Genomic DNA, 13,339 nt, shown 5'->3' with positions numbered 1-13,339 from the left:
TGCCGGCTGACCGCGGATGCACTGCACCGCGAGTACAGCCGGTGCGCCATCGCCCGACCGTCCTGCCCCGCGGCTCAGGATCGGTGCGGAGGTGCGCGCCTGTGCCCAGGCCGATGGGGTCGAGCTGCGACTGGGCGCCGCCGAGATCCAGGTCTCGGCTTGGGAGAGCAGGTCGGAGGCGGGGTGTGGTCTCCGTCAAGTACGGGGCGGCTCGGCCGGGTTGTGGCGCCGGTAGTGGCGGGCGACGCGGGTCCGGTTGCCGCAGCGGGTGGGGGAGCACCAGCGGCGGCGGGGGTGCGACGGCAGGAACATCATGATGCAGCCATTGGCCTCGCACTCCTTGAGCCTCTCGATCGCGGGGTCGCTGAGCAGCTCGGCGGCTGCCTCGGCCAGCAGCGCGGCGAGGCGGGTGCCGAAGGGGCCGCTGCGGCGGAGGACGGCCGTGACTGCGGCGCCGTCCCAGTGCAGTTCGCGTACGGGTGGTGCCGCACGCTGGGCCTCGGTGAGTCCGCGCAGGGCACCCACGGGTGGTTCCGTCTGGTCGAGCAACGCCCGGATGGCGGCTTCGGCGTGCGCTCGGACGGCGTGGACGGGGACGAGGTCGGCCAGGGTCGGTGCGATGTCCTGGACCTCTCCGTGGAGACGGCCTCGCTCCAGGATCAGCCAGTCGGACAACTGCTGCGGGGTGGCGAGCAGGTCCACGCGCCCGTGACCGCTCTCGGGGCGGGTGTTGATCAAATCCAGGGCCAGGGCCTCACCGGTCAGCGGTGCGCTGTCAGTCATGGCCTAATGCTACCCCGCACTCTTGACCCGTTAGCCATGGAAGGGTAAGACTAATGCCACTTCACGCCAAGGAGGCATGTGATCTGATGTCCGAGACGCCACCCCGCATCGCTGTTCCGGCCCGCACCGTCCACCGGCTCGTCGAGGTCGATGAGATGAAGGTCTTCTACCGGGAGTCCCTGCCCGAGCGCCCCGACGCCCCGGTGCTGCTGCTCCTGCACGGCTTCCCCTCCGCCTCGCACCAGTTCCGTCGCCTCATCGACACTCTTGGCCGCCACTACCGGCTCGTCGCCCCCGACTACCCGGGCTTCGGGCACACGCGCACCCCGGACGGGTTCGTCTACTCCTTCGAGCGGCTCGCAGATGTCGTGGAACGCTTCACCGAACGCCTGGGCCTGACCCGTTTCGTGATGTACCTGTTCGACTTCGGAGCCCCCGTCGGCTTCCGTCTGGCGTTGCGACACCCGCAGCGCGTCGCGGGCCTGATCGTCCAGAACGGCAACGCATACGCCGAGGGGATGTCGGAGGCCGCCCGTGAGTTCACCGCCCTCACCCCCGATACCCCGGGCGCCGAGCAGGCCGTTCTGGACCTGTTCACCCTGGACGCCACCCGATCCCAGTACGAGGGAGGCACCGCCGACCCCGAGATGATCGCCCCCGAAGGTTGGCTGCTCGACCAGCACTTTCTCGACCTGCCCGGCCGTAAGAACGCGCAGCGCGCGCTTGCCTACGACTACAAGAGCAACATCGCCGCCTACCCCGACTGGCAGGCATGGCTGCGCAGACACAGACCGCCGACTCTGATCACCTGGGGCAGCCGAGACCCGTTCTTCCCCGAACCCGGGGCCCACGCCTACCTTTCCGATCTGCCGGACGCCGAACTTCACCTCTTCGACACCGGTCACTTCGCTCTGGAAGACCACCTGCCCGAAATCGCCCCGCTGATCGCCGACTTCCTCACCCGCACCTGGGCAGAACCGACCCGATCGCACTCCTCTTCCGCGAGTACCTCCCGAACGAACCCGTGAACATCGGCCGGGCCGGGCCGGGCCGGCAGCCTGGCGCCATCTGAACTCATTGACGTACGACTCCCCGTTCTCACGGAGGGAGTTCCCCGGGTCCCGCGACCGCGGGGGTGTGATCGGTGGCGTCCTCGGCATGCGGCAGTAGGGGTTCGGACATCGCAAGTCCCGGTAGGGAAGAAGGGAAGTAAGGAAGGAGGGAAGTAGGGGAAGTGAGGTCAGGCTGCCTGGGGGGCACAGGGGCGGCAACGCGAAGGCGCCGGAAGGGCGGGGTGGTCGGGGCACAGCCCTCCATGTGCGCGCCGGGTCGGACCCTCGCGCCCTGTCGACAATGATCACGCCGACGTCATCGGGAGAGCGCACTGGGGGATCTGTTCGTGGCGTGCGCAGTTACTCGCAGCGGCCGTTGTCGACTGTCGCGTGGGAGACGTAGAAGGCGAGCATGTCCGGGCTGGTAGGCGGGAGTTCCGTGGCCTCGGGGAAGACGACGGGTGGTTCCTTGTCGAGGGTAAGGGTGAGGTGGGCGCAGTACTCGGTCGCGGTGTCCTCGGTGCTGACCGTGTACCTCCCGGCTCCTTCGTCACGGGTGTCGACGCCGTACCTCGGCCCGATGCCACTCTCGCGGATCGCCTCCGTGATCAGGAGACCGTGGTCGCTCTCCAGGCTCGTGTAATGGCGTCCCCCGTCCAGGCGTTGGATGCCCGCGTGGACGGCGTCGCGCAGCTCGCCCTCACTCCACGACGACTCGGCGCTCATACCGATCAGCACGCCGAGCGCGATGAGCGGCGTGAGGACGATGAGCGCGAGGCCGACGGGGTTGCGGTGGTTGTACACGTACCGGCTGGTTCCCCACCTGCTCCGGATGAGGACGGGCTCGTCATGCAACGTACTGTCTCCGTGTCGTCGTGTGCGTCGGCCGGCCACGTGGGCGCAGCTCTGGCCGGGGGAAGCGCGACGCTGGATTCGCGGCATCCCGGCCCCTGGCCGCCGATGCGAGCCGGCACCCCCATCGGCCGGCCACCCGCCCCGGATACGCCCTGCCCCCGTTCGCCCCAAGCCATGCTGCCGTCGTCCCCTTGCTGCGCTGCTGTGCGACGACCCAAGATCACCATACCTATGGCGATCCAGAACGGTCAGGCTGAGTACACGCGAAGGAGGCGTCCGTGGCCCAGCGCGGGGCATCGCGCCAGGCAGGGAACGAGCGCATGCTGGAAGCCCCTCAGTCACAGCGGAGCCGCCGAGGCACAACGAGCCGACAGCTCCGACCCGAGCCACGCCCCCGCCGCCTCCACCCGGGCCCGCGCCTCGCGCGCCTCAGGGTCGGACAGTACGAACGAGATGACGTCCTCCGCCTCCGCGAACGTGCTGGTACGGGCGTGTCACCGCGCGCTCTTCCGCCGGCAGCCCCTGACTTTGAGGCTGCGGCGTGCGCGACCGCGGTCGAACTCGCTGGCCTGAGCACGTAAGACGCACAGCGGGCCCCCGCCTGCCTGGACGCTCTCCAGGTCCTCGACAGGAAAGACCCCCGCCTGCGCCCGGAGCCGGTCCTGCACCGTGCCCAGGGCGTCCTCAGCGCCCAGGGCTGACGTGATGTGAGGGCCGAGATCACGGGGATCCGGCGCTCACTGTCGCGCCCACACCCCCGTCTGCGAGCTGTCCGCAGCAGCTGTCCCGCTCTGGGCGGCCCGTGTAGCGCGTGCCCTCCGAGTCGCCGATGGGGACGGCGGAGCCTCGACCACGCTGCGGCGGTCCGCGTCGGGCATCCCTCCCGCCGCACTCGTACTGCCGGGTCACTCGTGGAGCGGCACAGCTACGAGCGCCCTCGCGGGCGTCCCTCAGCACGGGATCCACCAAGGAACGCACGCCGCTTGTTGCTGGGATGACTCCGTTGTGGGGACCCGACGGCGGCGTGGATTACGGGGCGCTCTTGTCCGGTGCCGCCCTGTAGCCGGGGATGGACGGCCGACGCACAGCCATGACGACCGATTCCGATTTCGGCGTGCCAGGAGTGGTCGACCCCCGCGGTCCCAGACCACGTAGTCGCCCTGGTTCTGAAACAGGACGTCGCCGTCGCGGAACCGCATCCGGAACTTCCCGCAGATGAGGAAGAGAACGCTGACACGCTCCCCGCACGCGTGGGGATGATGCCCCTTGCCGGCCTGCTGGGTTCCGTGCCGTTAGGTGTTGCTGAAGCATGCCTGCTCATGCGCCTCGGCCGTCTCGGCTTTGGCCGCGCGCGGACCAGGGGCGGGTCTCACCCTGGTCTGGCTCACCCACGCTGGGATGCGGTGAGTGCAGCGGCGTGGTGCGGGTATGGCTCCCCCGAGAGTGGGGACGGCAGCACATTGTCCAACCTGGCGCACGGGAAGACAGGGCCCCAAGGGGGGTGCGCAATCAGGGTCTGCGTACGGTGACCGGCGATTTCACCGGATTCGGAGCCGTCGCCACGGGCGGGTACGCCGCGGCTGCGGGCGGCGAGCCGGTGCGACACGTGTATGGGAACTCTCGGCCGCTGAGGGCCGGCGGGGCGTTCTGTGCTGCGTCGCGAGGCAGCGGCAGGAGGGCTGACGGCTTGTCGTCGCGCGTGTCGCCTTTCTTAGCCTCGATGTTGGCAAGGAACAGAAGGACATTCAGTCGCGCAGGTCCGCAGATCTGGAAGGTGAGTGTGGACCGCACTGCGTGCCCGGGCGTCTCACCAGTGCGTGAAATCGTAGACGCCGGCGGGGGCGTAAACGTCCTGGGCGGGGGAGCGGTTGTCGTCGAGTTCGTCGGGGATGAGCGAGGGCAGTGCGGCCATGAGGGCGGCGTTGCCGACACGCACGCGACCGTTTTCGTCACGGAGGGATGTGTCCAGTCCGAGAGCGCCGACGATGCCGGGCGTGGTGACGTACAGGCGCGCGATGGCAGGGTCCTGCAGCAGGAAGCCGTCCAATCGCACATGGCCGTAGCCCTCCGGCTCGTCGGGGGGCTGGAGCATGGAGGTGGCGGCGTGGAGGGCGTCTCCGATATCGAACGTCGTGGCGTTGAGGGCTTCGAGGATTCGCTGCCGGGCGTCGGCGAGCGGGATGCCTGTGGGGTCGGTGCTGTTGGGTGCGGGGGGATGGATGAGGATCTGCCGGAAGGCTCCGATGAGGTGGGACCAGGGGATACTGTCGCCCTGGGGACGGGTCAGGGGGATGTCGTACGCCACGGAGTCGGAGTTCTCCAGCCCGTGACCGTCCCACAAGACGACCCGAGTGACACCTGGTCGTTCCGGTGGAGACACGCAGCCCCGAACGAGACGTGCGTCGGCCTCACCGGCGAGAGGTGGTGCGGTGAAGCGGATCAGCCGGCGTACCAGGACGCGGTGGAGGTCGGTCAGCCCTTCGTCGCCCCACTTTGCAGGCAGTTCGACGTTCACGCCTGGTTGACCCTGTCGGGGCAGCGGTTGCGGGCGACATCGCGGCAGTAGGCCGTGATGACCCCGATCTTCGCCTTCCTGTCGCTGAGCGAGTACTGCCCGTCCGCCGTCTGCCAGTGGAACTGGACGACGATGCGGATGCTGGCGATCTTGCGGGGGAGGACGAATGGATTGGTGCTGGTCTTGACGAGGGCGCCATCGTGGACGAGCCGGTGTGGCTGCTCCTTGTTCTCCGTGGGGCTGCCGGTGCCGCTGATGATCGTCTTGATGACATCAGGGTTGGTGATGTTGTGCCGACCGGAGAAGTGCTTCCAGCCCAGCGCGCCGCTTCCCACGCGAGTCGGCACGACCCTCCCGCTCTTGTCCTTGCTGCTGAACTTCAGCGTGGCCCAGCTCGGACCCAGAGCCGCGAGGGTGCTGTCGGCGGATCGAGGCGGCCGGTGCGGGCTGCAACCGACCCTTGTCGAGCATGTCCTGGTACTGCTCGTTCGACATGATGGTCAGTTTTTCTGGCCCGTCCGCAGCGTGTGCGGGAGTTCCGCAGAGCAGGAGGGCTGTGGTGACGGCGAGTGTGCTGAGACGAAGCAAGGGGAGCCTCTCGGCGGCGGCGACCTGTCGCCGCAGGCTAACTGTATGTAGTCGACCGGGCATGGATTGGTTTGGTATCGGCGCATCCGATTCCCCGAATGGATCCTTCTGCTCACTGCACCCCGGTAGACGCGCACCGAGGACGGCGGTTTGGACAGCCCCCGCGACCGCACCAGCCGCACCACCGGCCGTCCCGCAGTACACCTGCAACGGCACCACCGCCCAGCAGTTCCGCCCCATGCCCACCGACAGCGGCCACGTTTGCCTGGCCAACCGCAACATCCCCGACCAGGTCCTGGATGTCCGCGGCCGCTCGACGACCGACAACGCCCCCGTCCAACTCTGGGCCTACACAGGCGGCACCAGCCAGCAGCGGAAGGCCGTGCCCGAACCCGCCGGCACCCACCACTTCGCGAAACGGCCAAGGCCCGCGTACTCCGCCCCCTTACGTCAGCGAAGGATGCTGGCCGCCCCGCTACCCATAGGGGGAGCGAAAGGCAGCGGACCGCTACTCCCCCCCCCGCCGGATCGCCTGCGCGCCGTCGCCGAGGCCAGGTTCCGCGCCACGAAGGCGCTCGCGCGGAACGGGGCACGGTGGGCAGCCCTCCACCGCGCCCCCCGGCACATCGGCGGATCAGCAAGCCCACCTGTGGGAGCGCAGAAACACCCCGGCGCCGCCGTTCTCGGAGAAGTTGCCCTTGGCACCCCAGGCCGTTCACACCACACGCCCGCCGGTGTAGATCGCGCCGGGGAACGTGGCGACCGGGGCGCCGGTGATGTCGTTGTGGCAAATCGGTTCTGGCTCAAGTTCTGTGGTCCGTGACTGTGGGGCACCGATCAGATCTCGAAGAGGGCTTCCTCTTGTGGCGGGATCGGAGGGTCAAGGACATCGCGGAGGCGGGTGATGCCCTGGCGCCACTTCGACCAGTTCGCAGCTTCGGCCCACAGCTCGGCGAGTTCAGACTGGTTGGAGACCACTTGGTCCAGGGCGTCGACGGCGAGCATTCGAAGGTCTGCAGGCAACTCCGGCAGCGGCTCTGATGGGCCATAGTTCGAACATGCCGGATCGCCGTCAGGATGCTGGGCGACGACCAGGGCCGCTGCGGCCACTGCACGCTCACCGTCGTAGATACCCAGGAAGTCCGCAGGCCCGGCGGCACGCTTGAGCACGCCCCGGATCATGGCTTCGCGTTCTTCCAGTGCTGCCTCGTCCAGGTCACCGGCGAAGTCGGCGGCGGTGTCGTTGTCGAAGGGGCCGATGTCCCAGGTGCCCATATCTCTCCTCGCGTGGCCGTCTGGGGATCCTCGCACTGGCCACCGACAGCGAGGTCAGGAGGCAAGCAGTACCCGCTTGCGCAGAAGTTTGAAGCCAGATCGCCCATACATCTGCCGCTTGATCATTTTCATGCGGTTGACGTGGCCTTCGACGATGCACGAGCTCCAGGGCAGAGTCAGGCCAGCAGTGACGGACCGCAAGGTCCCGTTCGAGGCCGTTGATGCGGTAGGTCATCCGCAGTTGGCGGGCGACCGCCCGCCGTCTGTGCCCTTCGCCGAGCATTCCGTGCACGATGGCGTGTTTCTCGCGGGTTCGATCGGTGAAGCGGTGTCCCGTCAGCCACGGTTCCGAGCCCGAGCACATCGGCGATGAAGAGCTCTACTGTTCCCTGCGCCTGCGGGGATGGCCCCCACTCCAGGTCTACGTCGTAGGTGTCGGCCGTCTGTTCCCCGCGCGTGCGGGGAATGCCACTACTGGTATGTGGTGCTGCTCTGCACTTCACTCTCATGGGTGAAGGCGGGTATGTGATTCGTCAAAGGGCCTCCGAGATGGGTGGGATGGGGTCAGAGGGGTGGTGGCGGCGTCGGCGACCGCAGGGCAGATCCCCACGGGTCGGTAAGATCAGCGCCTTCCATGGGGGTGCGATGCGAACATCAGGGCGGGGCGGCGAGGGGCAGAAGTACGCGCTGACCTCGGACGAGGACGACAGCGACTTCTGGGGCTTCGCTCAGGAAGCGGAGGGGTTGTTCACACCGCTGCCGGATGACGAAGGAGCGCGCCGAGTGCACCTTGCGGGTTGCCTCCCGCAGGGTGGCCTACTGAGGTGCGTTGACAATGTCGGCAGTCTTCGTGCAGTGGCGGGGAACGCCTGCTTCGAGCTCCTAGACCGTGACGGTGCCACGATGGGGTCCTATTTCGTCAACGAGGTCACCGTCATCGACGTCAAGCCCTCCGCCAGTGGTGCCGGCCTCGTCGACCTCACGGTGACGCTCTGGTGCGAGAACGCCCTGCCCGGAGCGGAACGATCGTGGGAGCTGGTCCGCACCGGTCACCTGAACCACACCGGAATGTGGCACGAACTCGTACCCGAGGACCGACACGCGTGGTTGTCGGTGGCCCTGTGGTCCCGGGAGTACCAACGCCATGGGAAGCCCGATGCGCCCGCCGGCCAGGTGTTCACCTTGGATGGCCGACACATCGTTGACCGGGACACCTTCTACTGCGCGATCGGTGAGGCCATCAACGGACCCGGCGGATACTTCGGCTGGAACCTGGACGCTCTGGACGACTGCCTGAGAGGCGGCTGGGGCGCGACCGCTCCGTTCACCTTGTACTGGGACTTCTCTGCCGAGACTCGGACGCGGTTGGCGGAGCGAGTGCCCGCCGGTGATCGCGAGCTTGTGCTGTTCGACCTCCTCCTGGAGATCTTCGAGGAACGGGGTGTGAGCGTCATCCTTCGGTGACAGCTCGTTGCTTCGAGGCATCGGTCTAGGGAAGGTCATCCGGACTCTTGCGGACGGCGGCGTGTGCGGATGCCGAGGGGACAGCTGGTCGCTGGGCTCGGCGTTGGGTCTCGTCGCGCTTCGCGCGGAGGAGGGTGAGGGCGAGGTCGATGCCCTCGATCTCACCGATTCAGCCATCGGTCCCGGCTTGGGTCCTGCGTTGCAGAAGGTCGGCTTCGAGCTCGGAGAGCCGGGCGGGCATCTTGGGATTGGCGTGGAGCATCGGGCAGCGGATGCAAACGTGTGCGTGCTGGCAGGGGGGGTGCCGTGGGGGCGTCCGCAGGAGCCGAGCTCGACCTTGCGACGGTCGAAGTGCTCCTCGAGCTCGGTCCACTCCTGCTCGGTGGCGCCCCGGTACTCCTCCGAGTGCCGGAGCTGGCGCCTCTGGTGGAGGTGGGCCTGGTAGTGGCGGATCACGTCCTCGTCGAAGACGGCGAGTGGCCGCGGGTGGTCTGGATGCTGGGGTGACCCAGCAGCGCGGCGCCGATATGGATGGGCAGGCCACTGTTGACCAGCTCGGTGGCGAAGATCCTCCGGAAGTCGTGCGGAGTGAATTTCAGCCCGTGGAACCCGGGGTGGGTCTCGGCCAGATCCTCACAGCGTCGGCTGATTATCTTCTGGATGGTGCCGGGGTTGAAGATCTTCGATCCGATTGCTCCGTTCTGGCGCTGGAAGAGGAACGGCATCGGGGCACTTCAGACCTTGTCGTGCGGGTCGTAGCGGCTGACGAGCGGAATCGGGCTTTCTCGCCGGCCGTGGCGCCGAATGATCGAGGCGATGACATGGAACAGCTCGGCCGACATCGGGATGACGCGCTCGCGGTCCGTCTTGGACGCTTCGATGACGAGCAGGGCGATGACCTCGCCGTTCGCGCGCTGATACTGGCGGATGCTGAGGTGGGTCAGCTCGCACGGCTCCTCATCGCCTGCAGCCTCGACCTCAGCGGCAAGGACGCCATGCTCGTCCTGGCCGACGCCGACCTGGAACGCGCGGCCAACGCGGCCGTATGGGGCAGCATGTTCAATGCCGGCCAGGCTTGCATCTCGGTGGAGCGCCTCTACGTCGAGGCCTGCGTCTACGAGCACTTCCTCGCCCTCCTAGTCAGCAGAGCATCAGCCCTCACGCCAGCCGTCCCCGGCACCGACCCGGTTCAGGCCGCCCACGGTCTCGGTCCCCTTGCCACCGAGGCACAACTCACCATCGTCGAAGCGCACGTCCGTGACGCGGTCGCCCGGGGCGCCAAAATCGAAACCGGCGGCGCAAGGTGCGCTGGCACGGGCACGTTCTACGCCCCGACCGTCCTGACCGGAGTCGACCACTCGATGCTCTGCATGCGAGAGGAGACGTTCGGCCCCTCTTGCCGGTGATGAAAGTGGCTGACGCGGACGAAGCCATACGTCTCGCCAACGACAGCGACCTGGGCCTGTCCGCCTCCGTGTGGACCCGCGACCGTACCCGGGCAGACGCCATCGCCCGCCGCTTGCAAACCGGCGCCGTCAACATCAACGACGTCTTCACCAACCTGTTCACACTGCCCCTGCCCCACACCGGCTGGAAGAACTCCGGCCCCGGTAGCCGGTTCGGCGGCGCCACAGCCCTGCACAAGTACTGCCGGCCCCAAGCGATCACCAGCTCCCGCCTCATCCACCCCCGCCGTGAACTGTTCTGGTACCCGTACCGCCCCCGCACCCACCGCTCCCTCATGCGCGCCCTGCGCCTGATCACCGCCCGCGGTGCCCGTCGTATCAGCACAGGCGAAGGCGACAGGCACCAAGACGCTCTTTGACAGGGGCTTTCGTTCATGGCGTTGCAGCGCCGGGCCGCCTTCCGCGGCTGCGGCGTCCCAACCCTCGCCGCCCGGTGGCCGGCCGGTCGTGGGACACAGCGTCCACGGGGAAGCCGTGTCACCTACGGTCCCGATCCGCAGACCGTTCCGCCACGCCCGTGTCGTCACCCGCTGGATCCTCACCCACCCCGACGCCCTGGCCGAGAGGGACCGGCTCCAGCTCAACTGTCAAACTGCCCTGAACTGGACGCACTCGCCGGGCACGTGCGCTCCTTCGCCCGCATGCTGACCCAGCTGCAAGGCCACCAACTGCCGGCATGGATCGACGCGGCAACCGCCGCGGATCTGCCCAGCCTCCAGCGATTCGCCCGGCACCTGGAGCGCGACCTCGAGGCCATCGCCGCAGGGCTCTCGCAGCCGTGGAACTCCGAAGTCGTCGAAGGCCATGTCAACCGGATCAAGATGCTGAAGCGCCAGATGTTCGGCCGAGCCGGCTTCGAACTCCTCCGCAAGCGCGTGCTGCTCTACTCCTGAGCTTGCCGTTCAGCCTTCGGCGTCCGGCGAAGGTGGTTCGTTCTCGGCGGCGAGGGTGACTTGGGCGGTCCATGACCAAGGTTCCCGGGGCGGATCCCAGCTCACCTCCACGTCGTGTCGTGGAAGTCGCGCGCGAGTTCCGTCACCATCACCGCCGCCGCGGCCCGCGCGTCTTGAGGGTCGGTATTGATCGGCACGACCAGCCGCCCGCAGAGATTTCCGCTTTCGGTGAGGACGCTGGTGCGCCACCCCTCCGGCGTCGCAAACAGGAAAATCCCCTTCGGAACGCCCCAGACGGGCCGCTTCCTCTTCTCCTTCTTGCGTCTCACCATGCCGCCTATCCAACATTGTCCAGTGCGTGGCGATGAGTCTGGGGGGAGGATCAACCGCCGCAGCACGGTTTGGTGCCGGCCTTGCGCGGCAAACTGAAGTCCTAGGACAGAGATCGTCGATGAGCCCAAAGCCCACCGGGAACTCCTCCAGAAACTCACGGCGAGCGGGGTTGGTCTCGGCAGCTGCCATCTCCCCGAGCAGAGTGATCAGCTCCTGCTGCTGATCACTCGACAGCGTGCTGACCACATGCGCGACACCCTCCATCACCTTGACCGCGTCGTCCTGATCCGTCTGCTCGTCTTCGCTGCTGTCGATGAACCACAGGACATCGACCAAAGCTTCGGCCAAGGCACGAGTCAGGGACGGGTACGAGGACGTCACGACGGTCTCCCAGCAGATCAACGGCAGAGTCCGGCCATACCACCACACACCACTGACATCACGATCCGTGAGCCTCCACAGAAAGTGGACCAGAGCCGCCTCTCACCTACGCAGCCAGGGTGGTTCTGCCTGGCTTGCGAACTCGATTTCTCTCGCTGTGCGGAAGAGCTCAGCGGAGTTCATCCCTGGTGGGAAGCGATCGACGACGCGGTGGTGTACGTGCTGCCGGTAGACGACTTCGGCGAGCTTGCGGAAGACGTCCATGTCGAGTTGGTGCTGCGAGGCGAAGCACTTCAGAGCCTTTGCTTTGACGTTCAGGAGTTCTTCGGTGCCCACGAATATCTTGGTGGGCTCGAACCCGATGCTGTAGGGGGAGCGGAAGTAGGTCAGGTTGTTGGCCGCGCGCAGGGCGACCGTCGTGACCTCCTGCGCGGTGACGCGGTGATCGAGGTGCTGGTCGTCGGGGAAGTGCGTGTAGACGACGTCCGGGCGGGTCTCGTCGAAGAGTTTGAAGAGGTCGCTGTTGATCTCGCCGCGATTCTCGACGAACCGGGTGTCGAGGATGTTGGAGAAGCTGTAGTTCTCCACCCCCAGGATGGCGCCGGCGGCCAGGCACTCGTCCCTGCGCTCTGGGGTGCCGTCCGGTCCGGGGGCTCCGGTGGTGAGGCAGTGCACGTGGACTCGGGCGCCTTGGCGCGCGTACTCGTGGATGCGCATCCCCATGGCTATCTCGGCGTCGTCGGGATGTGCCACGACGATGAGGACGGTCGTCATCGGGCCGCTGCTATGCGTGTGTCAGGCGGCTGAGGACGAGGTGGCCGCGCTCGATGAGCACCGGGTTCTGCTTGGAGAGGCCGGTGGCGAGGTAGGAGACGCCGAGCCTCGCGGTGAGGAGGAGCAGTGTTCTCTCCTCGCCGTCCGACAGCGTGCGGCCGTAGCCGGTGAAGTATGCGGCCTTGAGGTCGGGGCGGGGTGCCCATACCGCTCCGCACAGCCATACGAACTCTTCGACGGCGATGCCGTGGGCGGACATCTCGAAGTCGATGACGCCGTAGCCGTGGTGGGGGTCCCACAGCCAGTTGCGGGTGGCGTAGTCGCCGTGCCGGTACACGACGGGCAGGTTCTCGGCGAGCTGCGGCAGCTCGTGGGCAACGTACTGGATCAGAGCACGCTGCTTGTCGTCGAGATGTCCGGCGGTGGTTTCCAGGCAGGCGGCGGCTTCGCGTGCCTGGTCGGCCATGGACGCGCGGATGAGGTCGCGGTCCTGCTGCGGGGCGGGAGTGGAGGCGTCGTGCCAGCGCCTGAGCAGGTTTCCCGCCCGTTCGTGCACCCGCAGCTCCTCCTTCCTGCCGAGGAGCAGCCCGCGTACGACGCGGCCCGGCTGGAGCGAGGTCATGATCGCCTGCAAGCCTGGGTCCGAGGCGAGGAGGCGGGGTGCCTCGTGCGGGGCGAGGGCGCGCGCCGCGTACGCGTAGCCGGCGACCTCCCGCTCGTACTCCTTCTGGCTCGGGCTGAGCTTCACGAAGACCTCGGTCTCGGCCGTGGGTACCCGCCAGACCCGTGAGTCGCCACGGTCCCAGGAGACGTCCTCGGCCGTGCCGCTGTCCCCGTCCGGCAGGTTCTCGGTGATCCATCGGCGCAGGTCGGGCGGGATGGGGGTGTTCCGCGTCATGTGGTGGTTTCTCCGAATCGCGTGCAAGCAGCGGGAGCCCGTAGGCGTGAAGGGTACTGCGG

13 protein-coding genes and 1 pseudogene are annotated in these 13,339 nt (G+C 67.6%); 5 read left to right on the top strand and 9 right to left on the bottom strand.

Annotated elements, in window-relative coordinates; translation table 11 throughout:
- Positions 1-195 precede the first annotated feature (195 nt).
- On the bottom strand, positions 196-783 hold the full coding sequence (locus ACFXMG_RS00535; RefSeq protein ID WP_383813368.1) for a CGNR zinc finger domain-containing protein: 588 nt from the start codon (positions 781-783) through the stop codon (positions 196-198).
- A gap of 86 nt (positions 784-869) precedes the next feature.
- Between ACFXMG_RS00535 and ACFXMG_RS00530 the strand changes: the two genes are divergently transcribed.
- Positions 870-1,811, top strand: a complete 942-nt coding sequence (locus ACFXMG_RS00530) for an alpha/beta fold hydrolase (RefSeq protein ID WP_383813366.1) — start codon at positions 870-872, stop codon at positions 1,809-1,811.
- Between the two features lie 384 nt (positions 1,812-2,195).
- Here ACFXMG_RS00530 and ACFXMG_RS00525 read toward each other — a convergent pair whose 3' ends face one another.
- The 3 genes from ACFXMG_RS00525 to ACFXMG_RS00515 all read right to left on the bottom strand — a co-directional run bounded on the left by ACFXMG_RS00525 (position 2,196) and on the right by ACFXMG_RS00515 (position 5,552).
- On the bottom strand, positions 2,196-2,690 hold the full coding sequence (locus tag ACFXMG_RS00525) for a hypothetical protein (RefSeq protein ID WP_383813364.1): 495 nt from the start codon (positions 2,688-2,690) through the stop codon (positions 2,196-2,198).
- Between the two features lie 1,807 nt (positions 2,691-4,497).
- The gene (locus ACFXMG_RS00520; protein WP_383813362.1) at positions 4,498-5,205 is read right to left on the bottom strand and encodes a hypothetical protein; all 708 of its coding nucleotides are present in this window, start codon (positions 5,203-5,205) and stop codon (positions 4,498-4,500) included.
- Positions 5,202-5,552 (bottom strand): hypothetical protein, encoded by a 351-nt coding sequence (locus tag ACFXMG_RS00515; protein WP_383813360.1) that lies wholly within the window; start codon positions 5,550-5,552, stop codon positions 5,202-5,204. Before ACFXMG_RS00515 ends, ACFXMG_RS00520 begins: the two co-directional genes overlap by 4 nt.
- Positions 5,553-5,674: 122 nt before the next feature.
- Here ACFXMG_RS00515 and ACFXMG_RS00510 point away from each other — a divergent pair, with 122 nt between their 5' ends.
- Positions 5,675-6,616: an RICIN domain-containing protein gene (locus tag ACFXMG_RS00510; RefSeq protein WP_383813358.1), complete on the top strand. Its 942-nt coding sequence runs from the start codon at positions 5,675-5,677 to the stop codon at positions 6,614-6,616.
- 14 nt (positions 6,617-6,630) lie between these two features.
- Here ACFXMG_RS00510 and ACFXMG_RS00505 read toward each other — a convergent pair whose 3' ends face one another.
- On the bottom strand, positions 6,631-7,068 hold the full coding sequence (locus ACFXMG_RS00505) for a DUF4259 domain-containing protein (protein ID WP_383813356.1): 438 nt from the start codon (positions 7,066-7,068) through the stop codon (positions 6,631-6,633).
- 645 nt (positions 7,069-7,713) lie between these two features.
- Between ACFXMG_RS00505 and ACFXMG_RS00500 the strand changes: the two genes are divergently transcribed.
- The gene (locus ACFXMG_RS00500) at positions 7,714-8,532 is read left to right on the top strand and encodes a barstar family protein (RefSeq protein WP_383813354.1); all 819 of its coding nucleotides are present in this window, start codon (positions 7,714-7,716) and stop codon (positions 8,530-8,532) included.
- A 452-nt stretch (positions 8,533-8,984) separates the two neighbouring features.
- On the opposite strand, the gene ACFXMG_RS00495 is transcribed toward ACFXMG_RS00500, so the two are convergent.
- Complete coding sequence (locus ACFXMG_RS00495) at positions 8,985-9,257, bottom strand: tyrosine-type recombinase/integrase (protein ID WP_383813352.1); 273 nt, start codon at positions 9,255-9,257, stop codon at positions 8,985-8,987.
- 96 nt (positions 9,258-9,353) lie between these two features.
- Between ACFXMG_RS00495 and ACFXMG_RS00490 the strand changes: the two are divergent.
- Positions 9,354-10,357, top strand: a pseudogene (locus ACFXMG_RS00490) (aldehyde dehydrogenase family protein).
- Positions 10,358-10,639: 282 nt separating this feature from the next.
- On the top strand, positions 10,640-10,891 hold the full coding sequence (locus tag ACFXMG_RS00485) for a transposase (RefSeq protein ID WP_383813350.1): 252 nt from the start codon (positions 10,640-10,642) through the stop codon (positions 10,889-10,891).
- Between the two features lie 101 nt (positions 10,892-10,992).
- On the opposite strand, the gene ACFXMG_RS00480 is transcribed toward ACFXMG_RS00485, so the two are convergent.
- The 3 genes from ACFXMG_RS00480 to ACFXMG_RS00470 form a co-directional block, all read right to left on the bottom strand.
- Positions 10,993-11,223 (bottom strand): hypothetical protein, encoded by a 231-nt coding sequence (locus tag ACFXMG_RS00480; RefSeq protein ID WP_383813348.1) that lies wholly within the window; start codon positions 11,221-11,223, stop codon positions 10,993-10,995.
- Between the two features lie 484 nt (positions 11,224-11,707).
- Positions 11,708-12,379, bottom strand: a complete 672-nt coding sequence (locus ACFXMG_RS00475) for a PIG-L deacetylase family protein (protein WP_383813346.1) — start codon at positions 12,377-12,379, stop codon at positions 11,708-11,710.
- Between the two features lie 10 nt (positions 12,380-12,389).
- Positions 12,390-13,277, bottom strand: coding sequence for an aminoglycoside phosphotransferase family protein (locus tag ACFXMG_RS00470; protein WP_383813344.1), 888 nt, complete (start codon positions 13,275-13,277; stop codon positions 12,390-12,392).
- Positions 13,278-13,339 lie beyond the last annotated feature (62 nt).

The sequence above is a fragment of the Streptomyces sp. NPDC059201 genome, assembly GCF_042754585.1.
Classification (GTDB): Bacteria; Actinomycetota; Actinomycetes; order Streptomycetales; family Streptomycetaceae; genus Streptomyces.
Note: the sequence above shows the minus strand (reverse complement) of the source record. Positions and strands in the feature narration are given on the sequence as shown.

Bases quoted from the DNA above. Each gene is read 5' to 3' on its own strand.
- ACFXMG_RS00535 (WP_383813368.1), bottom strand. From the start codon at position 783: ATGACTGACAGCGCACCGCTGACCGGTGAGGCCCTGGCCCTGGATTTG.
- ACFXMG_RS00530 (WP_383813366.1), top strand. From the start codon at position 870: ATGTCCGAGACGCCACCCCGCATCGCTGTTCCGGCCCGCACCGTCCAC.
- ACFXMG_RS00510 (WP_383813358.1), top strand. From the start codon at position 5,675: ATGTCCTGGTACTGCTCGTTCGACATGATGGTCAGTTTTTCTGGCCCG.
- ACFXMG_RS00505 (WP_383813356.1), bottom strand. From the start codon at position 7,068: ATGGGCACCTGGGACATCGGCCCCTTCGACAACGACACCGCCGCCGAC.
- ACFXMG_RS00500 (WP_383813354.1), top strand. From the start codon at position 7,714: ATGCGAACATCAGGGCGGGGCGGCGAGGGGCAGAAGTACGCGCTGACC.
- ACFXMG_RS00495 (WP_383813352.1), bottom strand. From the start codon at position 9,257: ATGCCGTTCCTCTTCCAGCGCCAGAACGGAGCAATCGGATCGAAGATC.
- ACFXMG_RS00485 (WP_383813350.1), top strand. From the start codon at position 10,640: ATGCTGACCCAGCTGCAAGGCCACCAACTGCCGGCATGGATCGACGCG.
- ACFXMG_RS00480 (WP_383813348.1), bottom strand. From the start codon at position 11,223: ATGGTGAGACGCAAGAAGGAGAAGAGGAAGCGGCCCGTCTGGGGCGTT.
- ACFXMG_RS00475 (WP_383813346.1), bottom strand. From the start codon at position 12,379: ATGACGACCGTCCTCATCGTCGTGGCACATCCCGACGACGCCGAGATA.
- ACFXMG_RS00470 (WP_383813344.1), bottom strand. From the start codon at position 13,277: ATGACGCGGAACACCCCCATCCCGCCCGACCTGCGCCGATGGATCACC.